General features: G+C 71.1%; 23 protein-coding genes and 1 riboswitch. Of the genes, 11 read left to right on the forward strand and 12 right to left on the reverse strand.

Translation table 11 applies throughout. The features are described 5' to 3' along the window. The first annotated feature begins 2 nt into the window (after nucleotides 1-2). The 3 genes from ABZX10_RS09150 (at nucleotide 3) to ABZX10_RS09160 (ending at nucleotide 4,669) form a co-directional block, all read left to right on the forward strand. Nucleotides 3-1,466 carry an oligopeptide:H+ symporter gene (locus tag ABZX10_RS09150; protein ID WP_355537624.1) on the forward strand — a complete coding sequence of 488 codons (1,464 nt, stop codon included), beginning with the start codon at nucleotides 3-5 and terminating at the stop codon, nucleotides 1,464-1,466. Between the two features lie 138 nt (nucleotides 1,467-1,604). Next, the gene (locus ABZX10_RS09155) at nucleotides 1,605-3,185 is read left to right on the forward strand and encodes a GMC family oxidoreductase N-terminal domain-containing protein (protein WP_355537627.1); all 1,581 of its coding nucleotides are present in this window, start codon (nucleotides 1,605-1,607) and stop codon (nucleotides 3,183-3,185) included. After that, on the forward strand, nucleotides 3,182-4,669 hold the full coding sequence (locus ABZX10_RS09160; RefSeq protein ID WP_355537630.1) for an aldehyde dehydrogenase family protein: 1,488 nt from the start codon (nucleotides 3,182-3,184) through the stop codon (nucleotides 4,667-4,669). Before ABZX10_RS09155 ends, ABZX10_RS09160 begins: the two co-directional genes overlap by 4 nt. 4 nt (nucleotides 4,670-4,673) lie before the next feature. Here ABZX10_RS09160 and ABZX10_RS09165 read toward each other — a convergent pair whose 3' ends face one another. Continuing rightward, complete coding sequence (locus ABZX10_RS09165) at nucleotides 4,674-5,126, reverse strand: PH domain-containing protein (protein ID WP_355537633.1); 453 nt, start codon at nucleotides 5,124-5,126, stop codon at nucleotides 4,674-4,676. A gap of 63 nt (nucleotides 5,127-5,189) precedes the next feature. Here ABZX10_RS09165 and ABZX10_RS09170 point away from each other — a divergent pair, with 63 nt between their 5' ends. After that, on the forward strand, nucleotides 5,190-6,164 hold the full coding sequence (locus ABZX10_RS09170) for a histone-like nucleoid-structuring protein Lsr2 (protein WP_355537636.1): 975 nt from the start codon (nucleotides 5,190-5,192) through the stop codon (nucleotides 6,162-6,164). Nucleotides 6,165-6,173: 9 nt separating this feature from the next. On the opposite strand, the gene ABZX10_RS09175 is transcribed toward ABZX10_RS09170, so the two are convergent. From ABZX10_RS09175 to rpe, 6 genes are all read right to left on the reverse strand, one after another. Next, the gene (locus ABZX10_RS09175; RefSeq protein WP_355537639.1) at nucleotides 6,174-6,620 is read right to left on the reverse strand and encodes a 6,7-dimethyl-8-ribityllumazine synthase; all 447 of its coding nucleotides are present in this window, start codon (nucleotides 6,618-6,620) and stop codon (nucleotides 6,174-6,176) included. Continuing rightward, nucleotides 6,617-7,096, reverse strand: a complete 480-nt coding sequence (ribH, locus tag ABZX10_RS09180; protein WP_355537642.1) for a 6,7-dimethyl-8-ribityllumazine synthase — start codon at nucleotides 7,094-7,096, stop codon at nucleotides 6,617-6,619. The genes ABZX10_RS09175 and ribH overlap by 4 nt, the downstream gene beginning before the upstream one ends. After that, entirely contained in the window at nucleotides 7,093-8,340 is a 1,248-nt protein-coding gene (locus ABZX10_RS09185; RefSeq protein WP_355537645.1) for a bifunctional 3,4-dihydroxy-2-butanone-4-phosphate synthase/GTP cyclohydrolase II, read from the reverse strand. Before ABZX10_RS09185 ends, ribH begins: the two co-directional genes overlap by 4 nt. Nucleotides 8,341-8,342: 2 nt before the next feature. Next, nucleotides 8,343-8,975, reverse strand: coding sequence for a riboflavin synthase (locus ABZX10_RS09190; protein ID WP_355537648.1), 633 nt, complete (start codon nucleotides 8,973-8,975; stop codon nucleotides 8,343-8,345). Nucleotides 8,976-9,030: 55 nt separating this feature from the next. Continuing rightward, a riboswitch (FMN riboswitch) is annotated at nucleotides 9,031-9,189 on the reverse strand. 62 nt (nucleotides 9,190-9,251) lie between these two features. Then, nucleotides 9,252-10,238, reverse strand: a complete 987-nt coding sequence (gene ribD, locus ABZX10_RS09195; RefSeq protein WP_355537651.1) for a bifunctional diaminohydroxyphosphoribosylaminopyrimidine deaminase/5-amino-6-(5-phosphoribosylamino)uracil reductase RibD — start codon at nucleotides 10,236-10,238, stop codon at nucleotides 9,252-9,254. A 2-nt stretch (nucleotides 10,239-10,240) separates the two neighbouring features. Then, the gene (gene rpe, locus ABZX10_RS09200; RefSeq protein ID WP_355537654.1) at nucleotides 10,241-10,918 is read right to left on the reverse strand and encodes a ribulose-phosphate 3-epimerase; all 678 of its coding nucleotides are present in this window, start codon (nucleotides 10,916-10,918) and stop codon (nucleotides 10,241-10,243) included. Between the two features lie 202 nt (nucleotides 10,919-11,120). On the opposite strand from rpe, the gene ABZX10_RS09205 reads away from it, so the two are divergent. Then, on the forward strand, nucleotides 11,121-12,044 hold the full coding sequence (locus ABZX10_RS09205; protein ID WP_355537657.1) for a hypothetical protein: 924 nt from the start codon (nucleotides 11,121-11,123) through the stop codon (nucleotides 12,042-12,044). A 118-nt stretch (nucleotides 12,045-12,162) separates the two neighbouring features. Further along, complete coding sequence (locus ABZX10_RS09210; RefSeq protein ID WP_355537660.1) at nucleotides 12,163-13,089, forward strand: DUF559 domain-containing protein; 927 nt, start codon at nucleotides 12,163-12,165, stop codon at nucleotides 13,087-13,089. Nucleotides 13,090-13,104: 15 nt separating this feature from the next. On the opposite strand, the gene ABZX10_RS09215 is transcribed toward ABZX10_RS09210, so the two are convergent. Genes ABZX10_RS09215 through def form a run of 3 tightly spaced genes read right to left on the reverse strand, consistent with a single transcriptional unit; the run spans nucleotide 13,105 to nucleotide 15,934 of the window. Further along, nucleotides 13,105-14,463, reverse strand: coding sequence for a transcription antitermination factor NusB (locus ABZX10_RS09215; RefSeq protein ID WP_355537663.1), 1,359 nt, complete (start codon nucleotides 14,461-14,463; stop codon nucleotides 13,105-13,107). Next, nucleotides 14,460-15,395: a methionyl-tRNA formyltransferase gene (locus ABZX10_RS09220; RefSeq protein WP_355537666.1), complete on the reverse strand. Its 936-nt coding sequence runs from the start codon at nucleotides 15,393-15,395 to the stop codon at nucleotides 14,460-14,462. Before ABZX10_RS09220 ends, ABZX10_RS09215 begins: the two co-directional genes overlap by 4 nt. Beyond that, nucleotides 15,395-15,934 (reverse strand): peptide deformylase, encoded by a 540-nt coding sequence (gene def, locus ABZX10_RS09225; RefSeq protein WP_355537669.1) that lies wholly within the window; start codon nucleotides 15,932-15,934, stop codon nucleotides 15,395-15,397. The genes ABZX10_RS09220 and def overlap by 1 nt, the downstream gene beginning before the upstream one ends. Before the next feature lie 149 nt (nucleotides 15,935-16,083). Here def and ABZX10_RS09230 point away from each other — a divergent pair, with 149 nt between their 5' ends. Both ABZX10_RS09230 and gdhA read left to right on the forward strand, forming a co-directional pair. Then, entirely contained in the window at nucleotides 16,084-17,142 is a 1,059-nt protein-coding gene (locus ABZX10_RS09230) for an alpha/beta hydrolase (protein WP_355537672.1), read from the forward strand. Between the two features lie 52 nt (nucleotides 17,143-17,194). After that, nucleotides 17,195-18,538 carry an NADP-specific glutamate dehydrogenase gene (gdhA, locus tag ABZX10_RS09235; RefSeq protein WP_355537675.1) on the forward strand — a complete coding sequence of 448 codons (1,344 nt, stop codon included), beginning with the start codon at nucleotides 17,195-17,197 and terminating at the stop codon, nucleotides 18,536-18,538. A gap of 116 nt (nucleotides 18,539-18,654) precedes the next feature. Here gdhA and ABZX10_RS09240 read toward each other — a convergent pair whose 3' ends face one another. Next, on the reverse strand, nucleotides 18,655-19,143 hold the full coding sequence (locus ABZX10_RS09240; protein WP_355537678.1) for an Lrp/AsnC family transcriptional regulator: 489 nt from the start codon (nucleotides 19,141-19,143) through the stop codon (nucleotides 18,655-18,657). A 151-nt stretch (nucleotides 19,144-19,294) separates the two neighbouring features. Between ABZX10_RS09240 and pdhA the strand changes: the two genes are divergently transcribed. Genes pdhA through ABZX10_RS09255 form a run of 3 tightly spaced genes read left to right on the forward strand, consistent with a single transcriptional unit; the run spans nucleotide 19,295 to nucleotide 22,734 of the window. Further along, entirely contained in the window at nucleotides 19,295-20,419 is a 1,125-nt protein-coding gene (gene pdhA, locus ABZX10_RS09245) for a pyruvate dehydrogenase (acetyl-transferring) E1 component subunit alpha (RefSeq protein WP_355537681.1), read from the forward strand. Nucleotides 20,420-20,422: 3 nt separating this feature from the next. Beyond that, nucleotides 20,423-21,427 (forward strand): alpha-ketoacid dehydrogenase subunit beta, encoded by a 1,005-nt coding sequence (locus ABZX10_RS09250; protein WP_355537684.1) that lies wholly within the window; start codon nucleotides 20,423-20,425, stop codon nucleotides 21,425-21,427. Continuing rightward, nucleotides 21,424-22,734, forward strand: coding sequence for a dihydrolipoamide acetyltransferase family protein (locus ABZX10_RS09255; protein WP_355537687.1), 1,311 nt, complete (start codon nucleotides 21,424-21,426; stop codon nucleotides 22,732-22,734). Before ABZX10_RS09250 ends, ABZX10_RS09255 begins: the two co-directional genes overlap by 4 nt. 9 nt (nucleotides 22,735-22,743) lie before the next feature. Here the strand turns inward: ABZX10_RS09255 and ABZX10_RS09260 are convergent, their stop codons facing one another. After that, entirely contained in the window at nucleotides 22,744-24,564 is a 1,821-nt protein-coding gene (locus tag ABZX10_RS09260) for a neutral/alkaline non-lysosomal ceramidase N-terminal domain-containing protein (RefSeq protein ID WP_355537690.1), read from the reverse strand. Nucleotides 24,565-24,572 lie beyond the last annotated feature (8 nt).

A 24,572-nucleotide genomic window follows, 5' to 3' on the forward strand; every position in this document is an offset into this window, starting at 1 on the left:
CAATGAGCAATCCTCACAGCCCGGCGGGTTACAAGCCCGACACCCGCTTCTTCGGCCACCCACTCCCGCTGGTCAACCTGTTCGGTGTCGAGATGTGGGAGCGCTTCTCGTTCTACGGAATGCAGGCGATCCTCGCGTACTACCTGTACTACTCGGCCGCACAGGGCGGCCTGGGCTTCGACAAAACCACCGCGCTCGGCGTCGTCGGCGCCTACGGCGGATTCGTCTACCTCTCGACGGTGGCCGGCGCGTGGATCTCCGACCGACTGCTGGGCGCCGAACGCGCCCTGTTCTCTTCGGCGTGCCTCGTGATGGCGGGCCACATCGCGCTCGCGGTGATCCCCGGCGCAGCCGGCGTCGGGATCGGCCTCGTCCTCGTCGCCCTGGGCGCCGGCGGAGTGAAGGGCAACGCCACCAAGGTCGTCGGCGATCTCTACGAGGCCGGCGACACCCGCCGTGACGCCGGCTTCTCGCTCTACTACATGGGCGTGAACCTCGGTGCGTTCATCGGCCCACTGCTCACCGGCTATTTGCAGGACACGCAGGGATTCCACTGGGGCTTCGGCCTCGCCGCGGTCGGCATGGCGCTCGGGCTGTTCCAGTACTCGCTGACCCGTAGGATGCTGCCGCCGATCAGCCAGACGGTGCCGAACCCCGCTTCTCGCAGCGAGATCCAGCGAGTCGCCGTGGGCACGGCCGCAGTCCTCGCGGTTGTCTTCGTGCTGATCGTCACCGGAGTGATCACGGCGGGAAACCTCGTCGATGCGGTCATTCTCGCCGTCGCCGCGGTGTCCCTGGGCTACTTCGTCTTCCTGCTCCGCAGCTCCCGCGTCGACGGTGCCGAGCGCAACGGCGTCAAGGCATTCATCCCGCTGTTCCTCTCCCAGGCCGCCTTCTGGGCGCTGTTCCAGCAGATGTTCACCTTCGTCGCCGTCTACGCGGACGAGCGGCTCGACCGCAGCCTCGGCGGCTGGGAGTTCCCGGCGTCGTGGGTCCAGTCCGTCGATCCGGTCTACATCCTCATCTTCGCGCCGGTCTTCGCCGCGCTCTGGACGACGCTCGGACCGCGCCAGCCGAGCACACCGATCAAATTCGCGATCGGCACCGTCGGGATCGGCGTGGCGTTCCTGGCCTTCCTCCTCATGCCCGCCGGTACCAACACGGCGCCGCTGATCGGCCTGCTCGGCATCATGCTCATCTTCGCGCTCGCCGAGCTGTGCATCTCCCCCGTCGGCCTGAGCGTGTCCACCAAGCTCGCGCCGCGCGCCTTCTCCACCCAGATGGTGGCGCTGAACTACCTCTCGATCAGCCTCGGCACCGCCCTGGCCGGCCGGCTCGCGACCTTCTACGACCAGGACGACGAGGCGCCGTACTTCCTGGTCCTCGGCGGCACAGCCATCGCGATCGGGCTGATCGTCGTGGCCCTCTCCCCGATGATCAAACGCCTCGCGCCCGCCGTGGCGTGACTGCGTCCCACGCCCCAACCGCACGGCGACCACCCGGCACCGTCGAACCTGCTCACCGTCCGTCACACCATTGCCTGCACGTTACGAGACTTGCGAGTAACTTCGTCCGCACACATTGGAACGACGCGAGGAGCGGCATTGCCGGCGGACGAATACGACTACATCGTGGTGGGGGCCGGGAGCGCGGGAGCCGTGATGGCGGCCCGGTTGTCGGAGGATCCGGGCGTCTCCGTCCTGCTCCTCGAGGCCGGGGGCGAGGCGGACGCGGACGAGATCCACATCCCCCTCGCCTTCTCCGCGATGTTCAAGACGAAGTGGGACTGGAACTACACCACCACACCGCAGAAGCACCTGAACGACCGCCCGGCGTACTGGCCGCGGATGAAAGCGCTCGGCGGCTGTTCCTCGCTCAACGCGATGATCTACATCCGCGGCAATCATGCGGACTACGACGCCTGGGAGCGGGATCACGGGGCGCAGGGCTGGTCGCACGACGACGTCCTGCCGTACTTCGTCAAGGCGGAGGGGAACACCCGCCTCGGCGGCCCCCTGCACGGCACAGACGGTCCGCTGCACGTCGAGGACCGCAGGTTCACCCACCCCCTCTCGACGGCCTTCGTCGAGTCCGCGGTCTCGTGGGGCCTGAAGCCGACCGACGACTTCAACGGCGAGTCCCAGGACGGAGCCGGCCTCTACCAGGTGACCTGTAAGAACGGTCGGCGGTGGTCGACCGACAAGGCCTACATCGAGCCGGCGCGCTCGCGCCCCAACCTGACGGTCGCGCTGGGTGCCACCGCGCGGCGCATCGAGTTCGACGGTGACCGCGCCTCGGGGGTGCTCTTCCGGCAGCACGCCGCCGATCACACCGCGCGGGCCCGCCGCGAGGTGATCCTCTCCGGCGGGGCGATCAACTCCCCGCAGCTGCTCATGCTGTCGGGTGTCGGCCCCGCCGAGCACCTCGCCGAGCACGGCATCGACGTGCGCGCCGCCCTCCCGGGCGTCGGCGCGAACCTGCACGACCATCCCATGGTCCCCGTCGACTACGACACGCACGGCACCTACGATCTACTCGAGACGCAGAACGTCGGAAACCTCCTACGCTGGAAGCTCACCGGCACGGGGCCGCTGTCGTCCAACGGCGCCGAGGCGGGCGGCTTCTTCCGCTCCCGCGAGGATCTCGAGCACCCGGACCTGCAGTTCCATGTGATGCCGGCGGGCGTCTACGACAATCTGCTGCACGAGACGCACCGTCGGGGCGTCATGCTCGGCCCGACGCTGGTGGACGTGCAGAGCCGGGGAACGCTCCGGCTGCGCTCCGCGAACCCCGACTTCAAGCCTCGGCTCGAGCCGAACTACTTCGACAGCTCGGAGGACCTCGACGCGCTGGTGGCCGGAGTGAAGGCGACGATGGAGCTCGCCGCGCAGGGACCGATCGCGCGCTACCTCGGCAAGCCCTGGCACATCAGCGAGTCCCCGTCGGAGGACGAGATCCGTACGCTCGTCGCCGATTACACGCAGACGCTCTTCCATCCCGTGGGCACGTGCGCGATGGGCTCCGGGGAGGATGCCGTCGTCGATCCGCAGCTGCGGGTCCGCGGCGTCGAGGGACTGCGCGTCATCGATGCCTCCGTCATGCCGAAGGTTCCCCGCGGCAACACGAACGCCCCCACCATCATGATCGCCGAGAAGGCGGCCGACGAGATCAGGAAGTCAGCATGACCGCAGCCAACACCACCACCTTCGACTCCCTGAACCCGCGCACCGGCGACGTGGTCGAGTCGTACCCCGTCCACTCCGCCGACCACGTGCACGCCGTCGTAGCCAGGGCCCGTGAGCAGGCCGACTGGTGGCAGGAGATCGGCTTCGAGGGCCGCAAGAAGGCCCTGAACACGTGGAAGGGCGTGATCACCCGCCGCATCAACCAGCTGGCGCAGATCGTCCACGACGAGACCGGCAAGCCGCACGGCGACGCGCTCCTCGAGGCCGCGCTCGGCATCGACCACCTCGGCTACGCCGCGTCGCATGCCAAGAAGGTGCTCGGCCCCCGTCGGGTCGGTTCGGGCCTGGTCATGGCGAACCAGTCGGCGACGGTGCGCTACCACCCGCTCGGCGTGGTGGGCGTGATCGGGCCGTGGAACTACCCCGTCTTCACCCCGATGGGCTCGATCGCCTACGCGCTCGCCGCCGGCAACGCGGTGGTCTTCAAGCCCTCGGAGTACACCCCCGGCGTGGGCGTCTGGCTGGCCCGCACGTTCGAGGAGGCCGTGGGGCGCCCGGTGCTGCAGACCGTGACGGGCCTCGGCGAGACCGGCAACGCGCTGTGCACCTCCGGCGTGAACAAGGTGGCCTTCACCGGCTCGACCAACACCGGCAAGAAGGTCATGGCCGCCTGCGCCGAAACGCTGACGCCGGTGGTGATCGAGGCCGGCGGCAAGGACGCCTTCCTCGTGGACCGCGACGCCGACCTCGACGCCGCCGCCGACGCCGCCGCCTGGGGCGCCTTCGCCAACGCGGGCCAGACCTGCGTCGGCGTCGAACGCGTCTACGTGCACAAGGACGTCTACGACCCGTTCCTGGAGAAACTGGTCGCGAAGGCCCGTGAGGTCACGGCGAACGACTCGGACGATTCGAAGATCGGCCCGATCACCATGCCCAGCCAGCTGCCGATCATCAAGTCGCACATCGAGGACGCCCTGGCCCGGGGCGGCCGGGCCCTCGTCGGGGGCGTCGACGCCGTCGGCGAACGATTCGTCCAGCCGACGGTGCTCGTGGACGTCCCGGAGGATTCGATCGCGGTCACGCAGGAGACCTTCGGACCGACGGTGACCGTCGCCAAGGTGGACACCATGGACGAGGCCGTCGAGCTCGCCAACGCCACGAAGTACGGCCTCGCGGCGACGGTCTTCTCCAAGGCCCGGGGCATGGAGCTGGCGGACAAGATCCGGTCCGGCATGGCCGCGGTGAACGGCATCATCACCTTCGCGGGCGTGCCGAACATCCCGTTCGGCGGCGTCGGCGAGTCGGGCTTCGGCCGGATCCACGGCGCCGACGGCCTCCGCGAGTTCACCTACGCCAAGGGCATCGCCCGCAAGCGGTTCAACCCGCTGCTGAACCTCACGAGCTTCGCCCGCACTGCGGCGCAGGAGGGTCAGCTCACGCAGCTGATGACGCTGCTGCACGGCCGCGGCGGCACGATCGAGTAGAGGCTCAGGCCCGGTAGGCGGCGGCGATCTCGCGCGCACGGTGCAGCGCCTGCACCGCGAGTTCGCCGTCGCGGGCCTGGATGGCCCAGATCGCGACGAACTCGTCGTGCGGCAGATCGAGGTGCGCGAATTGGGAATCTTCGGGGAAGGTGAATCCCTGCACCACGTCCCACGGGTAGGTGTTCGCGTTCAGTAGGTTCCGGACGGTGACCCCGTCCGGGCCGAGGTGCAGGCGCGGCCGCGTGAACAGGAGCGCCCCACTCGCCAGGACCGCGCCGATCAGGATCATGCCCGCCTGGTCCGAGGTCCGGAACGTGAGCCCCGTGTTCCCGCCGGCCTTGAGCAGGAGCGCCACCGCGGTGTGCCCGACGACCAGGACCCCGGCGAGGACCCAGGCGTACAGCTTGATCTTGCGCGGGGTCACGTCGAGCACGGGCTGTGTGGTGGCGTCGGTCATCACGCAGTCGATCCTACCGATGTCCCCACCGCCGCCCGCCGGTGTGGCCGGTAGCCTGCGGCTATGGAGCTCGTGGTCGCGATCAACCCGGATCCGGACTCGTCGCTGAGGTACCTGATCTGGGTGCCGCTGGGCGAGGGTCGCGTTTTCCGCACGTCCGACACCTGGCCGCGGACCATAGCCCTGTTCTGCTATCCGGTGGACCGTTCCGAGTGGCCGGCCGATCCCGAGGTCGTCGAGCGCATCCCCTTGCGATCCTGCGCCGGACGGGGCGCCGCCATCGACGTCATCGCCGACCGCGCGCGGGAGAACCGCTCGCAGATCGTCTTCACCCGAGCGCGAGGCAGGCAGATGGTGTTCTGGCAGGCGCCTCGCACGCAGAAGAAGGCCCGGCCGAACGTCGCGGTGCCGACCGCCCGAGCTGCCGGCGTGATCGACCTGCGGATCGTGGCAGACAGTCGCGAACGCTACGGATACACCTTCAAGACCCAGCAGGTGAGCGTCACGAAGCAGGCGCTCGCCTCGGGCGACTACGCCGTGCTCGCCGATGACGGCGCCATCCATGCCGCCGTGGAGCGAAAGGGACTCGAAGACCTGATCAGCTCGATGATCAAGGGGCGCCTGCGCTTCCAGATGGCGGATCTGGCGGCCCTGCCCCACGCAGCGGTAGTGGTCGAGGAGCGGTACTCGCAGGTGTTCAAGCAGCAGTGGATGCGCCCGGCGGCCGTCACCGACGGAATCGCCGAGCTGCAGATCGCCTACCCGACGGTGCCGATCATCTTCTGCGAGACCAGGAAACTGGCCGAGGAATGGACCTACCGGTTCCTCGGCGCCGCCCACGCGGTCGCACGCGGGAGCATGCCCGGCGAGAGCGCCGGCGCACCGTCGGAACCCGTGACCGGCGGGAAGCGACCTCCCTCCGATGCCCCGAAACCGGCAGCGGTCCGCGCGTGGGCGAGGGCCAACGGCATCGAGGTCAGTACGAAGGGCCGCGTGCCCGCCGCGGTGCGTTCGGCGTACGACGAGGCGCACCACTGACAGGTGCGATCACGCCGTAGGCAGGCTCGCGTGCAGCGCCAGTGTCGCGTCCACAGCGCGGGCCGCCTCGGCGCCCTTGCCCACGAAGTGCCGCTCGAAATAGGCGGTGTGCTCGTCGTGCTCGTGGAAGTGGTGCGGCGTGAGCACGACGGAGAACACCGGGACGTCGGTGTCGAGCTGCACGCGCATCAGGCCGTCGATGACCGCCGTCGCGACGAATTCGTGCCGGTAGATCCCGCCGTCGACCACGAGACCCGCGGCGACGATCCCCGCGTAGCGCCCGGTGGTGGCGAGCCGCTTCGCCGCGAGCGGGATCTCGTAGGCGCCGGGCACCTCGAACACGTCGACCTCGGCACCGTCGTGCCCGAGACGGGCCCACTCCTCGATGAACCCGTCCCGCGCCCGGTCCACGATGTTCCGGTGCCACGTGGCCTGGACCAGGGCGATGCGACTCATCGCCGGCCCCGCAGCTTGCGCAGGGTCAGCGCCGTGTCGAGCGCAGCCGACGCCGCCTGCTCGCCCTTGTCCTCGGCCGAGCCCGGCAGCCCGGCGCGGTCGAGCGCCTCGGCCTCCGTGTTCGTGGTGAGCACGCCGTTCCCGACGGGGACCCCCGCGTCGAGGGAGACGCGCAGCAGGCCCGCGGTGAGCGCGTCGCAGACGTACTCGAAGTGCGGGGTCCCGCCGCGGATCACGACGCCCAGCGCGACAACGGCGTCGTGCGTCTTCGTCAGCTCCTGCGCGACGACGGGCAGCTCGACGGCGCCCGCTACCCGCTCGACGGTGACCTGCCGCACGCCCGCCGCCTCGGCGGTGCGGATCGCTCCCGCGAGCAGCGCCGCGCAGACGGTGTCGTGCCACCGGGACGCGACGATGGCGAGCCGCAGGTCGGCGGCACCGTCGAGCGTGATGTCGGGGATTCCAGCGCCGCTCACGCGGTACCTCCCTGGTCGAAGTGGTCGAGGTCCCGCAGGTCGTGACCCATGCGGTCGCGCTTGGTGCGCAGGTAGTGGATGTTCTCCGCGTTGGCGCGCAGCGGCATGGCGACGCGCTCGGTGATCTGCAGGCCGTAGCCGTCGAGGCCGACGCGCTTCGCCGGGTTGTTGGTGAGCAGGCGCATCGACGTGATGCCGAGGTCCACGAGGATCTGCGCGCCGAGGCCGTAGTCGCGGGCGTCGGCGGGGAGGCCGAGCTGGAGGTTCGCGTCGACGGTGTCCGCTCCCCCGTCCTGCAGCTGGTAGGCCTGCAGCTTGTGCATGAGGCCGATGCCACGCCCCTCGTGTCCGCGCATGTACAGCACGACGCCGCGGCCCTCCTGCGCCACCATCTCCATGGCGGCGTCGAGCTGCGGGCCGCAGTCGCAGCGCAGCGAGCCGAAGACGTCGCCGGTGAGGCACTCGCTGTGCACCCGGACCAGGACATCCGCCCCGCCGTCGGCGGTGACGTCGCCCTTGACCAGCGCGACGTGCTCGACGTCGTCGTGGATCGAGGTGTAGCCGACGGCCTGGAAGTCGCCGTAGCGGGTGGGGATCCGCGCGGAGGCCACCTGCACGACGTGCTTCTCGTGCTTGCGGCGCCACGCGATCATGTCGGCGATCGAGATCATGGCGAGTCCGTGCTCGTCGGCGAAGACGCGCAGTTCCTCCGACTTGGCCATGCCGCCCGGGTCCTTCTCCGAGACGATCTCGCAGATCACGCCCGCGGGCGCGAGTCCGGCGAGGGTGGCCAGGTCGACGGCGGCCTCGGTGTGGCCGGGGCGGCGCAGCACGCCGCCCTCCTTGGCGCGCAGCGGCACCACGTGCCCGGGGCGGGTGAAGTCGTCGACGGTCGAGGCGGGATCCGCGAGCTTCAGCATCGTCGTGGCCCGGTCCGCGGCCGAGATGCCCGTGCCCACCCCGGCCTTGGCGTCGACGGTCACCGTGTACGCGGTGCCGTGCTTGTCCTGGTTGGTGGAGTACATCGGCGGCAGGCCGAGCTTGTCGCAGGTGGCGCCGTCGAGCGGCACGCACAGGTAGCCGGAGGTGTAGCGGACCATGAAGGCCACCAGCTCGGGCGTCGCCTTCTCGGCGGCGAAGATGAGGTCGCCCTCGTTCTCCCGGTCCTCGTCGTCGACCACCACGACCGCCTTGCCGGCGGCGATGTCCTCGATGGCGCGCTCGATCGAATCCATTCTGGTCATGGCTACTTCTCCTCCTCGCGCCCGCCGAATCCGGTCAGGCGCTCGACGTACTTCGCGACGATGTCCACTTCGAGGTTGACGACGGTGCCGCGCTCGGCCCCGCCGAGGTTGGTGAGCTCGAGGGTCGTGGGGATGAGCGAGACCTCGAACCAGTGCTGCGCGTCGTCGCCGGTCACGCCCTGGCCGAGGGCCGAGACGGTGAGCGAGACCCCGTCGATGGTGATGGAGCCCTTCTCGACGACGTAGCGGGCCAGCTGCTCCGGGAGGGCGAGCCGCACGACGGTCCAGTGCTCGGACGGACTCAGGCTCAGGACGGAACCGGTTCCATCGACGTGGCCCTGCACGATGTGCCCGCCGAGGCGCGAGTTCACGGCGGCGGCGCGCTCGAGGTTGACCCGGTCACCCGGGCCGAGCTTGCTCAGCGAGCTGCGGCGCAGCGATTCCTCCATGACATCGGCGGTGAACGCTCCGCCCTCGACCGTGACCACGGTGAGACAGACGCCGTTGACCGCGATCGAATCGCCGTGCTTCGCATCGGAGGTCACGAGCTCGCCCCGAACCGTGAACCGGGCCGCATCCGGAAGATCCTCGCGGGCGGTGATCACGCCCAGTTCTTCGACGATGCCGGTGAACATTCGCCGCTCCTGCCACTTCGGTCTCAGGGCGGCACGACGACACGGGATCGACCCGTGCAGTTCTCTTTCATCCGGACTATGACCGTCGGCTCCGGGATCGCACCGGAATCTGCTGACCCCCGCCTCGCGGCGGGGCGCTCGCGGGCTCGGACACCGGGATCGCCCGGAGTCCATCACCGCCGGTGGGGAATCGCACCCCGCCCTGAGAACTTCCGCTTCCGAAGGTAGCACTCACCGGCTCCGGCCCCAAGTATTGGGCTCACGGCGAACGCAAGCTCAGCGCAAAAGGGTCAGCAGGACGTCCTCGCCGAGCCGGTCGACGGACGCCAGGTGGAATCGGGTGGCGTCGGTGAGGGTATCGACGCCGGGGATCGTGATCGCCGGCAGTCCGGCGCCGAGCAGCACGGGGGCGATGTACGCCTGCACCCGGTCGACCAGGCCCGCGCCGAAGAAGGCGCCGAGCACCGTCGAACCGCCCTCGACCTGGACGTTCACCGCGTCCCCGGCCGCCTCGAGCGCTGCCCGCGGGTCGCGGCTGCGGACGTGGCGCACGGCGCCGGGACCGGTCAGCACTCTCGCGGCGGCGGGGAGGTCCCGCTCCCCGAGGACGATCCGGGTCGGCTGGTGCGGATACGGCGCACCGTCGGGACGCCGTGCCGTGAGCGCCGGGTCGTCGGCGAGGACGGTGCCCGTACCCACGATGATCGCGTCGAGCTGCGCGCGCTCGGCGTGCGCGCGCTCCCGCGCCGCGGGCCCGGTGATCCACTGACTGGTCCCGTCCGGGGCGGCGATCCGGCCGTCGACGGTGGCCGCGAGCTTGACGGTGACCATCGGCCTGCCGTGCCGCTGCCGGAAGAGCCACTCGGTGAGCGGCCACGGCGCGACATCGAGGTGCTGCACCTCGATGCCCGCGGCGCGGAGCGTGTGCGCGCCCCCGGCGGCGACGGGGTTGGGATCGGCCGCCGCGTACGCGACGCGGGTGATACCGGCCCTGATCAGCGCCTGCGTGCACGGCCCGGTGCGGCCCGTGTGGTCGCAGGGCTCGAGCGTGACGACGGCGGTGCCGCCGCGCGCGGCGTCGCCGGCCTCCGCCAGCGCCACGACCTCCGCGTGCGGACCGCCCGCCGGGGCCGTGCGGCCCCGTCCGACGACGGTGCCGTCGGCCGCCAGGATCACGGCGCCCACCGGCGGGTTGGGCGAGCTGATCCCGCGGGCGGCCGTCGATTCCTCGACGGCCAGCGCGAGTGCGGACTGCAGGTCCACCGTCAGGCGCGCGGCGTCGCGGCAGCCTGGGCGCGGAGCTTGCGCAGGGCCTCGGCCGGGTCGGCTGCGTTGTAGACGGCCGAGCCGGCCACGAAGCAGTCGACGCCCGCGGCCGCGGCCTGCTCGATGGTGTCGGCGTTGATGCCGCCGTCGATCTCAACGAGGAGGCGCAGCTCGCCGGAGTCGACGAGGCGGCGGGCTGTGCGGGCTTTGTCGAGGACCTCCGCGATGAAGGACTGGCCGCCGAAGCCGGGCTCGACGCTCATCACCAGCAGGGTGTCGAAGTCCTTGAGGATCTCGATGTACGGGTCGAAGGCGGTGCCTGGCTTGATCGCGAGGCCGGCCTTGCCGCCCGCGGCGCGGATGTCCTTGGCGACGGCGACCGGGTCGTCGGTGGCCTCGGCGTGGAAGGTGACGTTGTAGGCGCCGGCCTCGGCGTACGGCGGCGCCCAACGCGCGGGATCGTCGATCATCAGGTGGCAGTCGAGCGGGATCGTGGTCGCCTTGAGCAGGCTCTCGACCACGGGCAGGCCCAGCGTGAGGTTCGGCACGAAGTGGTTGTCCATGACGTCGACGTGCACCCAGTCGGCGCCCTCCGGTCCGCCCACGGCCTCCACTTCCGCCCCGAGTCGGGCGAAGTCGGCGGACAGGATGGACGGCGCGATCATCGGCGTGGACATGCGCAGCATTGTATGCGGTCCGGGTCAGGAGACTGTCGATGCGCGCACCGCTTCGCCCCGGTACGGATGGGCCGCACGAAGGCGCGCAGCTACCGCGACGCGCCACAGTCGAGCCTCATTGAATTCGAATGATCACTTCAGTAACATCAGCATCATTAGTCACACGGGTAACTCTCGTGCCGTCGATTGTTGAGAGGTCGTCATGCGGATCGCACGCACCACCTTGACCACGTTCGTGGCCGTCGCCGCCGCCACGTTCCTCGCCGCGGGGCCCGCCCTCGCCGACCCCGCTGTTCCGGCCGTCCCGGTGACCCCTGCAGCGCCCGCCGCGCCGGCGGTTCCCGCAGCTGCGGTTCCGGCTGCTGCTGCCGCAGCCGCTCCCGCTGTTGCCACCACCCCGCTCGTCTCGACCGCCAATGCGGTTCCCGCGTCGGCACAGCCCGCGCTGACCGAGCTCGCCAAGATCCCCGGCGTCCAGCAGATCCTCGCCACCGGGCAGCTTCCCACCACCGACGTCGCGACGCTGGTCAAGATGTTCGGCAGCGATCCGAACGCACAGAAGCTCCTCGGTCAGCTCCTCGCCGGCCAGGCTGCGACGTCCACGGCCGCCGCGACCGACACCAAGCCCGACGAGCCGCTGAAGTTCGCCGTCACCGGCGCGATCAACGACACCTTCACCAAGGACGGCGGGCAGAAGAAGTACGGCCAGCCGCTCGGCGTCGAGAAGGACGCGGCCGGCGGCAAGGTGCAGGAGTTCACCAACGGCACCATCTACTGGAACCCGAAGGTCAACGGCGGCAAGGCCGCCGGCGTCACCGGCGCGATCCGCGACCTCTACCTCAAGGAAGGCGGACCCACCGGCAAGCTCGGCGCACCGCTCATGAGCGAGCTCTCCGTGGGCGGCCCCACCGCCGGCTCCGTCGCCGGTGCCTACAACGACTTCCAGAACGGCTCGATCGTGTGGTCGCCCGAGCACGGCGCGCACGTCGTCTCCGGCAAGATCAAGGATCAGTGGGTCAAGGGTGGCGGCGCTTTCGGGATGGGCTACCCGAAGGACGACGCCAAGCCCGGCCCCGGCGGCGCGCTGACTCAGGAGTTCACCAAGGGCGGCGTCCTCAAGGCCTGATGCCCATCCCAATTGAACGACGTTACGGAGGGCACAACCGCAGGTCGGATCCTCCGTAACGTCGTTCAATTGATTGGGGAGGGATCCGTTCGACCACCTGGTGCGTCCAATTCATATGATGGGACGCACACGGGACCTGCGGGACGGTCGGACCGAACACGCGATCCGGGAGGAGTCCTCCTCGGTGATCCGGGGGATCCGGCACGACGGCGCCGGGGGTCCGTCAGCCGACGAGGTCCGGGACGCGCTACAGCTGGCGTATCCGGGCCTGGTCTTCGCCGGATGGAGCGCGGCCGAACTACACGGCGCCGACTACGCCGCCGGGCACAGACCGGAGATCTGGCTCCCGGTGCAAGGCAAGCGGAAGGGCGTCGTGATGCGCTGCGGCCACCTTCCGGCGGCCGACATCGTCGAAACATCGGGACGGCTCGCAACGTCGATCGTTCGCACAGCCGTGGACCTGGCGAGATTCGCCGAGGGAGACGAGAAGATCGTCGGCCTCGACCAGTTCATCCGTATCGACCGGCAGGGGCAGTCACTCACGACCAAGTCGGCGGTCATGGCATACCTCGACACGCACCCGCGTCTGTACGGCGCGAACCGCGTCCGCGAGGTACTCGACGAGGCCAGCACCGGAGCGCACTCCCCCTGGGAGACCTATTCGCGGCTCGTCGTCCACCGGTCGGGCCTCGACTTCTTCCGCTCCCAGCAACCCGTGCCCGGGACCCCGTTCCACGTCGACCTCGGCTCGGCTCGATACCGCGTCGCCATCGAGTACGACGGCGGCTATCACCGCTCGAAGGAACAACAGCGCATCGACATCGCCCGATGGAACGCCATCACCTATCAACGGTGGTCGATCATCCGCGTGACCTCGCCGATGCTGCTGAGCGGCCGAGCAACGTTCCTCGACCGCGTCGCCCACGAGCTACGGACGCGGGGCTGGCGCGGACCGTCGCCCACCACTCCGCCACTGAAGCTCCCGGCCATTCACCGATTGAACGACGTTACGGTGACAGAAACCGCAGGTCAGGCTCACCCGTAACGTCGTTCAATTCGGTTAGAGCTTGCGGAGGGCCTGGAAGAACATGCCGTCGGTGCCGTGCAGGTGGGGCCACAGCTGGACGTGGGGGCCGTCGCCGAGGGGCAGGTCGGTGTCCGGGACCAGCGGGCGGGTGTCGATCCGCTCGAGCCCGGCGGTCGCGAGCAGGTCGTCGTCGCCGACGATGCCGAGCGTCTCGGCCACGTGCGGGGAACAGGTCGCGTAGAGCACGACGCCGCCCGGGCGCGTCAGCGCGGCGGCCGCGGCGAGCAGTTCCCGCTGCAGCACCGTCAGGTCCGCGACGTCGGAGGGTTGCTTGCGCCAGCGCGCCTCGGGCCGCCGGCGCAGCGCGCCGATGCCGGAACACGGCGCGTCCACGAGCACCCGGTCGTATCCCGGCTCCAGCCCGGACCGTCGGCCGTCCGCGACGTGCACCTCCACGGGTAACCCGCGCACCGCCTTGCGCACCAGCTCCGCTCGGTGCTCGGCGGGCTCCACCGCATCCACCCGCGCACCGTCGATCGCGGCGAGCGAGCCGAGCAACGCGGCCTTACCGCCCGGGCCCGCGCACAGGTCGAGCCAGCGGCCGTCGTCGGGCCCCTCGAGCGGCGCCACCGCCGCGGCACGGGCCACCACTTGCGAGCCCTCGTCCTGCACGCCGGCGAGGCCGTCCCGGACCGGTTCGAGCGCGCCGGGATCGCCGCCGGGGAGGTACACCGCGTACGGAGACAGCCTGCCGACCTCGCCCTCGACGATGAGCGCCAGCTCGTCGGCGGAGATCTCGCCCGGCCGCGCGACGAGGTGCACGGGCGGGCGGGCGTCGTCGGAGGCGAGCAGCGCCTGTAGCTGCCCCATGGACCTGATCCCGTTCGCGCGCAAAGACTCCCAGAACGCCTCCGCGATCCACCGCGGATGCGCGTACTGCATCGCCAGGTGCCCGAGCAGGTCCTCCGCCGCGGGCGGCGCGACACGGGTGACCCACGTGTCCTCGTCGTCGCGGGACACCTTGCGCAACACCGCGTTCGCGAACCCCGATGCGCCGCGGCCCGAGCTCTCCTTCACCGAGTCCACGGTCTCGGACACGGCGGCGTGCGCGCCGACCCGGGTGCGCAGCAGCTGGTAGACGCCGAGCCGTAGCGCGTCCAGCACGGGACCGTCGATATCGGAAACCGAACGCCCCGAGGCATTCTCGATCACCGCGTCGAGCAGGCCCTGCGCCCGGCAGGCGCCGTAGGTGAGCTCGGTCGCGAAGGCCGCGTCGCGCCCCTTGAGCCGGGCATCGCGCAGCAGCCCGGGCAGCACGAGGTTGGCGTACGCGCCGCGCTCGCGGACGGCGGCGAGGGTCTGCAGCGCGGCGCGGCGGGCGGGATCGGTCACTGGTCGCCTCCGAGGATCGTGCCGGACTCGATGCGCGCTCCCCGCGCCCAGTCGGCGGCGGGCATGGACTTCTTGCCGGGCGGCTGAACCGTGCCGAGCCGCAGGGGCGCCGTGGCGGTACCCACGTGGACCTCACGCTTGGTGATGCGCAGCTCGCCGGGGGCCAGGCGCTCGGCCTCGGGATCGACGACGGCGGGCCCGAGTTTGAGCCGCGCATCGCCGAGGGGCACCCACGCACCGGGCGCGTCGGTCATGGCCCGGATGTGCCGGTCCACGGCACCCGCGGGGCGGTCGAACCGCACCCGCGCACCGTCGACGGTGACCTTCGCGGCGTGCGAGACCCCGTCGGGCGACTGGGGCTGCGCCTGCAGCGCACCCGCTCCCACGCCGTCGACGGTCCGCGTGAGCAGCTCCGCGCCGTACTCCGCGAGGCGCGCGAGGAGCACCGTCGAGGTGTCGTCCGGGCGGATCCGCTCGGTGAGCACCCCGAACACGGGGCCGGTGTCGAGACCCTCTTCGATGCGGAAGGTGGACGCGCCGGTCAGCTCGTCCCCCGCCTCGAGGGCGGCCTGCACCGGGGCGGCGCCACGCCACGCCGGGAGCAACGAGAAGTGCAGGTTGATCCAGCCGTGCGTGGGCACGTCGAGCAGGTCCGGCGGGATCATCCCGCCGTAGGCGACGACGGGGCAGCAGTCCGGTGCCAGCGCCACGATCGCGGCCCGCGCCTCCGGATCGCGCAGGGTCGCGGGGGTCAGGACGGGGATCCCCGCCTCGTCGGCGACCTGCCCGACCGGTGAGCGCCGGACGCCGCGGCCACGACCCGAGCGGGCGTCGGGGCGGGTCAGCACGCCGACCACCTCGTGGTCCGACGCGAGCAGGGCGCGCAGCGCCGGGACGGCCGGCTCCGGCGTTCCCGCGAACAGCAGCCGCATCAGGCGCGGCCTCCCGCCGCCCCGGCCGCGAGCGTCGCGGCGGGGTCGGTGAACCACGGCGACCTGCGGATGACCCGCATGACGGCCTTGCGCTCCTCGGGCTCGAGCCGGCTCAGGTAGAGCACGCCGTCGAGGTGGTCGGTCTCGTGCTGGATGCAGCGCGCGAGGATCTCGGTGCCCTCGAGGACCACCGGGGCGCCGGTGACGTCGACCCCCTCGGCGATCACGGTCATGTGGCGCGTGCACTCCCCGCGGACCTCGGGGATCGACAGGCAGCCCTCGGCCGCCGTCTGCATCTCCTCGCCGACGGCGCGCCAGACGGGGTTGACGATGTGCCCCTCGCGACCGCCGCAGCCGTAGACGAACACGCGCTTGCTCACCCCCACCTGGGGCGCGGCGAGGCCCGCACCGCTGTGGTGGTGCATCGTGTCGATCATGTCGTCCACCAACCGGGCGAGATCGGCGTCGAAGACCGTCACCTCGTCCGCAGGGGTACGCAGGACCGGGTCCGGATAGATGCGGATGGGAAGCACGCTCATCCCCCCATTATCCAGCCCCGATCGGCCAGTGGGCGCGCGGCCCGGAGGTCACATCGACGCGCCCGCGCTAGGACGTGAGGCAGGGTTGCCTTAGGATTCGCTTGAAGAAAACGCCACAGAACCGCCCCGCCGGGCGAGAGAGGGTCGACGTGCAGTTCGCGCGCGCCCGGCGGCCGCTGATCGGCGCCGCCGTATGCCTTTCCGTGCTGATCGGCACGGGGTGCACCCCTACCCACGAGGGTGCGCCCGGTGCCCCGTCATCGACCGCGCCGGCGGCACCGTCGATCACGTACCCGCCGGTGAACCCCGCGTCGCTCGTCGGCAAGTTCCCCGTCACGCAACCGCAGCGCATCGTGTACACGGTGCCGGACGGCGTGTCGGACCCCGAGCAGAACTACGGCGAGCTGTATCTGCCCACCAACCCGGCGATCCAGCAGAACCCCTCCGGCGGCCCGCTCAGCGCGCGCACCACGATCGAGCTACCCGCGCAGATCCCCGTCGTCGTGCTGCTGCACGGCGGCGGCTGGCGCACCCCGTCCGCGGCGGGGTCGATGTCGGAGATGGCGCGGTCGCTCGTCTCGCACGGTGTGGCCGTCTGGAACGTCGAGTACCGACGGATCGGCGCGGGCGGCGGCTACCCGACCACCCTCACCGACACGGCCGCGGCCATCGACTTCCTGCAGACCGTCAAGGCCCTGCACGCCCCGAACCTCGACCTGAACGACGTCGTCGTGGCCGGACACTCCGCGGGCGGTCAGCTCGCGGTGTGGGCGGCGGCGCGATCCATCCTGACGCCCGGCGCCATGGGCAGCGTTCCCGCGGTGACGCCCGCGGCGGTGGTGTCCATGGGCGGCGTCCTCGACATGCGCCGCGCGGTGGCGGACGGCAACGTCAACACCCGGCTGTTCCTGGGCCTGCCGGACGAGTTCCCGCAACAGTTCGCGGTGGCCGACCCGATCCAGAACATCAACCCGAAGGTGCCGGTGACGTGCTACAACGGCACTGCTGACCGCATCGTCCGGCCGGCGGGATGTGAGGGGTTCATCAGTGCCCTCACCGCTAAGGGCGGCCGTGGCACCGCGGTGCTGCTCCCCGGCGCGGGCCACAACATCTACCTGCCCTCGCAGTCCCAGAACCGCTACTGGCCCGTGGTCCAGAAGTCGATCTTGGGATACGCCGATGAATTCCGCCCACGCGGGGGCAAATAGACTGTCCGGGCAATTGTCCGACACTTCGGACAATGAGGAGAAGGGACGTGTGATGGCGCACGCTGAAACCACCTTGGACGAGCTGTACAGCGAAGTGCTGCGCCGGAATCCAGGTGAGACCGAGTTCCACCAGGCCGCGAAAGAGGTCCTCGAGAGCCTCGCCCCGGTGGTCACCAAGCACCCCGAGTACGTCGACGCGGCCGTCATCCGCCGACTGTGCGAGCCGGAACGCCAGATCATCTTCCGGGTGCCGTGGCAGGACGACAAGGGCAATGTCCAGCTCAACCGCGGCTTCCGCGTCGAGTTCAACTCGGCGCTGGGCCCGTACAAGGGCGGCCTGCGGTTCCACCCGTCGGTGTACCTCGGCATCGTCAAGTTCCTGGGCTTCGAGCAGATCTTCAAGAACTCGCTGACCGGCCTGCCCATCGGCGGCGGCAAGGGCGGCTCGGACTTCGATCCGAAGGGCCGCAGCGACGGCGAGATCATGCGCTTCTGCCAGTCGTTCATGACCGAGCTGTACCGGCACATCGGTGAGTACACCGACGTCCCCGCCGGCGACATCGGCGTGGGCGGCCGGGAGATCGGCTACCTGTTCGGGCAGTACAAGCGCATCACCAACCGCTACGAGTCGGGCGTGCTCACCGGCAAGGGCCTGACCTGGGGCGGCTCGCAGGTCCGCACCGAGGCCACCGGCTACGGCGCGGTCTTCTTCCTCGACGAGATGCTCAAGACCCGCGGCCAGTCCTTCGAGGGCAAGCGCGTCGTGGTGTCGGGCTCCGGCAACGTGGCCGTGTACGCCACGGAGAAGGTCGAGCAGCTCGGCGGCACGGTCGTGGCCTGCTCCGACTCCTCCGGCTACGTGGTGGACGAGAAGGGCATCGACCTCTCGCTGCTCAAGGACGTCAAGGAGCGCCGCCGTGAGCGGATCGACGTCTACGCGGCCGAGCGCGGCGCGATCTTCGTGCCGGGCGGGTCGGTCTGGGACGTGCCCTGCGACATCGCGCTCCCCTGCGCCACGCAGAACGAGCTCGACGGCGACGCCGCCGACCGGCTGATCAAGAACGGCACGTCGTACGTGGCCGAGGGCGCGAACATGCCCTGCACCCCGGACGCCGTGCGACTGTTCTCCGATGCCGGCGTGGCCTTCGCGCCGGGCAAGGCCGCCAACGCCGGCGGCGTGGCCACCAGCGCCTTGGAGATGCAGCAGAACGCCTCTCGCGACTCGTGGTCCTTCGATTACACCGAGGACCGCCTCGCGCACATCATGCGCGGCATCCACGACCGCTGCCTCGAAACGGCCGACGAGTACGGTTCCCCCGGCGACTACGTGACCGGAGCCAACATCGCCGGCTTCATCCGCGTCGCGGACGCGATGCTCGCGATGGGCGTCGTCTAGACCCCGCACCGCCTCACCGAACGGCCCGGTCACCCCTGCGGTGGCCGGGCCGTTCGGCGCTCCGGGCCGGTCCGACGGTGCCGTGCGCGCAGCACGGGCACGACCGGTCCCGGTCGCTACCCGACGGTGCCGTCCCCCGGCCCCGGCGCACCGGCGCCGTCGGCCTCGTCGAAGACGAGCCAGGTGCGCGTGGCGCGCACCCCGCCGAGTGCCTGCAATCCGACGAGCACGACGTCGCGGAGGGCGGCGTTGTCCGGGGTGCGGACCAGTACCAGCACATCGAAGTCGCCGCCCACCAGCGCGAAGTGCTCCACATAGGGCAGCTCACGCAGGTGCGCGGCGACCTGCTTCCACGTGTCCTGACGGATCGAGAGCCCGATGTACGCGGAGGTCCCGAGACCCGCCCGACCGTGGTCGACGCGGGCGCCGTAGCCGCGGATCACCCCCTCGCGCTCGAGGCGTTCGACCCGCACGTAGGCGTTGGCGCGGGAGACGTGCACGCGCTCCGCGAGGGCGCGCATGGAGATCCGCCCGTCCTCGGCGAGGACGTGCAGGATGCGCCGGTCGTACTCGTCCAGCCGGGACTCCCCGGAACCGTCCGCCATCCGTCCATCCCCGTCCCGCTCGCCGACACCATCTCAGACACATGGTCCGATCTCATCACCAACGTATGACGATCGTCTCGGGATTTCGGACGATCGTCAGAACTCCGTCCATCGGTGAGACCGTCATCACAGGCCGAGAACGGAGGACGATGTGACCACCACCGATGTCGCGGGCGAGCCGAGGTACCGGAAGTTCCTTCCGGCGGACACACCCGTCCAGTACCTCGACGAGGCCGGCGCGCTCACCGACTCGCACGCGCGCTATCCGCACCCCGACGACGACCGCATGATCGAGATGTACCGGCGGATGGTCCTCGGGCGGCGGTTCGATGCGCAGGCCACGGCACTGACCAAACAGGGCCGCCTCGCGGTGTACCCGTCGTCGCACGGGCAGGACGCCTGCCAGATCGCGGCGGCGATGTGCCTGCGCCCCACCGACTGGCTGTTCCCGACCTACCGCGATTCCGTGGCCCTCACCGCCCGCGGCGTGGACCCCGTCCAGGTCCTGACGCTGCTCGCGGGTGACTGGCACTGCGGCTACGACCCGGCGGCCCTGCGCACGGCGCCGCAGTGCACCCCGCTCGCCACGCAGTTGCTCCACGCCGCGGGCGTGGCGCACGGCGAGCACCTGCGCGGCACCGACACGATCGCGCTCGCCCTGTGCGGCGACGGCGGTACCAGCGAGGGCGACTTCCACGAGGCCCTCAACTTCGCCGCAGTGTTCCACGCGCCGGTGGTGTTCCTGGTGCAGAACAACGGCTTCGCGATCAGCGTTCCGCTCTCGCGGCAGACCGCCGCACCGAGCCTGGCGCACAAGGGCGTCGGCTACGGCATCGGCTCCGAACAGGTCGACGGGAACGATCCGATCGCGATGCTCGGCGTGATGCAGGAGGCCGCGCACTTCGTCCGCTCGGGCAACGGGCCCGTCATCGTGGAGGCCCACACGTACCGGATCGACGCGCACACCAACGCCGACGACGCGACCCGCTACCGCACGACCGCAGAGGTGGAGGAGTGGGTCCGCCGCGACCCGATCACGCGGCTGGAGACGCACCTGCGGGCGCGGGGCCGCATCGACGACGCCTTCGTCGCCGCGGTGGCCGACGAGGCCGAGGCCGCCGCCGCGGACCTGCGGGAGCGGATGAACGAGGACCACCCCGTCGATCCCGCGGACCTGTTCCGGCACGTGTACGCCGAGCCCACACCCCAACTGCGGGAGCAGCAGGCACTCGTCGAGGCGGAGCTCGCCGCCGCAGAAGCTTCCCGGGAGGACTGAAACATGCCGCGTCACAACATGGCCCAGGCACTCAATACCGCCCTGCGGGACGCGCTCGCCGCCGATCCGAACGTGGTCGTGTTCGGCGAGGACGTCGGCACGCTCGGCGGTGTCTTCCGCGTGACCGACGGTCTGACCCGCGAGTTCGGCGCCGACCGCTGCTTCGACACCCCGCTCGCCGAGTCGGGGATCATCGGTTTCGCCGTCGGCATGACCATGGCGGGGTTCAAGCCCGTCGTCGAGATGCAGTTCGACGCCTTCGCCTACCCCGCGTTCGAGCAGATCGTCTCCCACGTGGCCAAGCTGCGCAATCGGACTCGCGGCGCGCTGACCGTGCCGATGGTGATCCGCGTCCCCTACGCGGGCGGCATCGGCGGTGTCGAGCACCACTGCGATTCGAGCGAGGCCTACTACGTCCATACGCCCGGGCTGAAGGTGGCCGCGCCCGCGACGGTCGGCGACGCCTACACGCTGCTCCGCCGCGCGATCGACGACCCCGACCCCGTCGTCTTCCTCGAGCCCAAGCGGCTCTACTTCGCCTCGGAGGACAGCGATCTCACGATCGGCGAGCCGCTGGGCAGCGCGGAGGTACGGCGGGCCGGGACCGACGCGACGCTCGTCTCCTACGGCCCGTCGGTCGGGGTCGCGCTCGACGCCGCGAAGGCGGCCGCCGAGGACGGGCGCTCGCTCGAGGTGATCGACCTGCGCACGCTCGTGCCCTTCGACGACGCGACGGTGACCGCCTCGGTCCGGCGCACGGGCCGGTGCGTGGTGGTGCAGGAGGCGCAGGGTTTCGCCGGCGTCGGCGCCGAGATCGCCGCCCGCGTGCAGGAGCGATGCTTCCATCACCTGCAGGCACCCGTGCTCCGCGTGAGCGGCCTCGACATCCCCTATCCCCCGCCGAAGCTCGAACGCCTGCACCTGCCCGGCGTGGACCGGATCCTCGACACCGTGGACCGGCTGCAGTGGGACGATCAGGTGGACCCCCGTTGGACGGTGTCCGCATGAGCGAGAAGGTGTTCCGACTCCCCGACCTCGGCGAGGGGCTGACCGAGGCCGAGATCCTGTCCTGGCGGGTCGCCGTGGGCGACACCGTGACCGTCGACCAGGTGGTCGTCGAGGTGGAGACCGCCAAGGCGGCGGTCGAGGTGCCGGTCCCCTACGCGGGCACCGTGATCGCACTGCACGGCGGCCCCGGCGATGTCCTGCGCGTCGGCGAGCCGCTGATCGCCGTCCGGGACAGCATGGCGAGCTCCGAGACCCCGGTCCGCACACCCGATGTCCCGAGCACCGACGGTGCCTCCGGCAACGTCCTCATCGGGTACGGCACCAGCGCCGACGGACCCGCCCGCCGGCGGCGGCGGACCGCGCCGGCGAGCCGCACCGTCGAACCGGCGTCGCCGGGCCCGGCGGCTGCGCCCGCCCCGGCACCGTCGACGCCCTCGGCCGTGCGGGTCATCTCCCCCGTCGTGCGCGCCCTGGCCCGCGAGCACGGTCTGGATCTCGCGACGGTGCGACCCTCGGGCGTGGGCGGCGTGATCCGGCGGGCCGATGTCGACGCCGCACTCGCCGAGCGCGAGGCACCAGCGCCCACGGCAGCGTCCACGGCCGGTACCCGCAGCGATGTCCACATCCCCCTCAACGGCATCCGGAAGGCCGTGGCGGACAAGCTGAGCACCAGCCGCCGCGAGATCCCCGACGCCACCACGTGGGTCGACGTGGACGCCACCGAGCTACTGGCCGCGCGGGCGGCGATGAACGCGGCGCTGCCCGGGTCGGACCGGGTGAGCCTGCTCGCTCTGCTCGCCCGCCTCACCGTGGCGACGCTGCGCCGCTACCCGCAACTCAACGCGTCCGTCGATCTCGCGCGCCGGCAGATCATCCAGTACGGTCGCGTGCACCTCGGGATCGCCGCGCAGACCCCACGCGGACTGGTGGTGCCGGTGCTCGCCGATGCGGACACCCTGACCACGGTGGAACTGGCACAGCGGCTCTCGGAGACCACGGCGCTCGCCCGCGACGGGAAGCTGCCGCCGGGCCGGCTCACCGGCGGCACCTTCACCCTCAACAACTACGGCGTGTTCGGCGTCGACGGCTCCACGCCGATCATCAACCACCCGGAGGCGGCGATCCTGGGGATCGGCCGGATCATCGACCGGCCGTGGGTGGTCGACGGCGCGATCGCCGTCCGCAAGGTCGCACAGGTATCGCTCTCCTTCGATCACCGCGTGTGCGACGGTGGCGAGGCCGGTGGCTTCCTGCGGCTGTTCGCGGACTACGTGGAGGACCCGGTCAGGGCTCTCGCGCACCTCTGAGCCGGGCGCTCAGTGAACCCGGACGTGCGCCCACGTGTACCGGCCGGGAACGGCCTCGGCGTAGCCCACCCGGTACTGCCCGGCGCGCCCGCCGAGGTCGACGGCCACCGTCGCCACGAACGCGGTTCCGGTTCGCTCCCAGGAGATCTCCGTCTCGGGCGAGTCGTCGTCGGCGATCGGGACCCAGCGCTCCCCGTCGCGCCGCTCGACGCGGGCGTAGCTGTCCGGGATCACGCGGTTCGGGTGCGGGCAGTCGAAGTCGACGGTGAGCCGCCCGCCCGGCTGCGGCGTGCGCACGGCCGCCACCCGCACCGGGCGGGGCCGACTGAACACCGTCGAGCCCGACGGTGACCCGAACCTCCCCGCGCGCTGCCGCGCCGGGGGCGTACCGGGCTCACTGGGCCGGCCGGCGGCGAGGTCGGCCGCGAGCCGGGACGCCGTCTGAATCACCGCGGCCAGCTGGTTGCGGCCGAACACGGTGGCCCCGGCCTCGTACCGCTGCGCGTCGTACTCCTCGGGCGTCGTCAGGTAGTGGCCGTACCCGTTCGCGTAGCCCTGGACCAGCACGTCTCCCGCGGCGGTACCCGCCGCGTCGGCGACCGCATCCCGCAGCCGCGCGCCCGCCATGACCGTGACCTCCATGGGCAGACACAGCAGGCGCAGCCCACCCAGCCGGATCAGCTGCACCGGCAGGCGTTCCTGCACCCAGCCCAGCCTGCCGACCGGCAGCAGCATCTCCTTCGGCGCCTGCTGGGCCGCGAGGACCGGGTCGTGCCGGTACAGCGCCCGGCTGATCGCGCCGACCCGGTTGCCCAGCCCCTGCTGGAAGACCGTCGCGCCCAGCCCGTCGGAGGTGCCCGCCGCGAACGCCGCGCCGAGGACGGCACGGCCCGTGGGGCCCGAGGCGGTCTGCGCGGCACCGAAGTCGACGTAGGTGAGCCGGTGGTCGACGACGGGGGCCAGCGGCCGGCCCTGCTCCGCGGCCAGGGCACGGGCCGCCTCGAGCTGGCGGCGGCCGATCTCGGCGGTGTTGTCGCGCTCGTCATCGGTGGGGCCGTGTCCGGCGCTGCCACCGAGGTTCGGCGACATGTCGCCGGCGTTGGTCTGGGCGAACGCGCTCACGAAATCCGGCAGGCGATCACGCTCCTGCGCCTCCCACGCCGACGCCGCCCGGCCCTTGTTGTCGGAACTGATCAGGCGGTTGCCGTTGCCCATGGAGGTGCAGTGCACCGCGAACCAGTCGATCGCCGCGCGGAGCTCGCCGTCGCGCTCGATGCGCAGCAGGGTCACCGCGGGGTCGATCCGCCCGGGGAGCCGGTCACGGTCGGGGTTGCGGTCGAAGGAGGTCGCGCTGCGGTTGACGGAGGCGTCGTGCAGCTCGCCGCGGGCGAGCGAGAGGTCCGCGGGCGCGAGCGCGGCCTCGGCGTCGAGGACGGCGCGGACCACGCCGTCGACGAGGCGGTGGAAGGTCCGGCGATGGTGCCCGAGGGTCGTGATGTTGTAGAGCCGGTGCCGGCCGTGACCGCCGGGACCGCAATGCGTGTGCGTCGCCGTGAGGACGACGTTCTCGGCGGTCAACCGGCCGCCGGTCGCGATCGCCAGGCGATCGGTGATCTCGTCGACCGCCGCCTGGAAGAACATGCCGATGTCCGCGACGACGAGGGCCACCCGATGCGAGGAGGTCGCGACGACGAAGGCGCGGGCCCACTGCCGGGTGAGCAGGCCCCGTCCGCGCTGCCCCGGCATCCCGTAGCCCATCAGACCCACACCCCAGGGCTCGCCGGTGATGTCCGTCTTCGCCCAGCCCGCGTGGAATCCTGTTCCGCTCACGCCGCCAG

Source organism: Tsukamurella sp. NPDC003166 (assembly GCF_040611135.1).
Classification (GTDB): Bacteria; Actinomycetota; Actinomycetes; order Mycobacteriales; family Mycobacteriaceae; genus Tsukamurella.

What these genes read in the sequence shown, in the direction of transcription:
- ABZX10_RS09150 (WP_355537624.1), top strand. Translation starts at nt 3, where the DNA reads ATGAGCAATCCTCACAGCCCGGCGGGTTACAAGCCCGACACCCGCTTC.
- ABZX10_RS09160 (WP_355537630.1), top strand. Translation starts at nt 3,182, where the DNA reads ATGACCGCAGCCAACACCACCACCTTCGACTCCCTGAACCCGCGCACC.
- ABZX10_RS09165 (WP_355537633.1), bottom strand. Translation starts at nt 5,126, where the DNA reads ATGACCGACGCCACCACACAGCCCGTGCTCGACGTGACCCCGCGCAAG.
- ABZX10_RS09170 (WP_355537636.1), top strand. Translation starts at nt 5,190, where the DNA reads ATGGAGCTCGTGGTCGCGATCAACCCGGATCCGGACTCGTCGCTGAGG.
- ABZX10_RS09175 (WP_355537639.1), bottom strand. Translation starts at nt 6,620, where the DNA reads ATGAGTCGCATCGCCCTGGTCCAGGCCACGTGGCACCGGAACATCGTG.
- ABZX10_RS09185 (WP_355537645.1), bottom strand. Translation starts at nt 8,340, where the DNA reads ATGACCAGAATGGATTCGATCGAGCGCGCCATCGAGGACATCGCCGCC.
- ABZX10_RS09190 (WP_355537648.1), bottom strand. Translation starts at nt 8,975, where the DNA reads ATGTTCACCGGCATCGTCGAAGAACTGGGCGTGATCACCGCCCGCGAG.
- rpe (WP_355537654.1), bottom strand. Translation starts at nt 10,918, where the DNA reads ATGTCCACGCCGATGATCGCGCCGTCCATCCTGTCCGCCGACTTCGCC.
- ABZX10_RS09205 (WP_355537657.1), top strand. Translation starts at nt 11,121, where the DNA reads ATGCGGATCGCACGCACCACCTTGACCACGTTCGTGGCCGTCGCCGCC.
- ABZX10_RS09210 (WP_355537660.1), top strand. Translation starts at nt 12,163, where the DNA reads ATGGGACGCACACGGGACCTGCGGGACGGTCGGACCGAACACGCGATC.
- ABZX10_RS09220 (WP_355537666.1), bottom strand. Translation starts at nt 15,395, where the DNA reads ATGCGGCTGCTGTTCGCGGGAACGCCGGAGCCGGCCGTCCCGGCGCTG.
- def (WP_355537669.1), bottom strand. Translation starts at nt 15,934, where the DNA reads ATGAGCGTGCTTCCCATCCGCATCTATCCGGACCCGGTCCTGCGTACC.
- gdhA (WP_355537675.1), top strand. Translation starts at nt 17,195, where the DNA reads ATGGCGCACGCTGAAACCACCTTGGACGAGCTGTACAGCGAAGTGCTG.
- ABZX10_RS09240 (WP_355537678.1), bottom strand. Translation starts at nt 19,143, where the DNA reads ATGGCGGACGGTTCCGGGGAGTCCCGGCTGGACGAGTACGACCGGCGC.
- ABZX10_RS09250 (WP_355537684.1), top strand. Translation starts at nt 20,423, where the DNA reads ATGCCGCGTCACAACATGGCCCAGGCACTCAATACCGCCCTGCGGGAC.
- ABZX10_RS09255 (WP_355537687.1), top strand. Translation starts at nt 21,424, where the DNA reads ATGAGCGAGAAGGTGTTCCGACTCCCCGACCTCGGCGAGGGGCTGACC.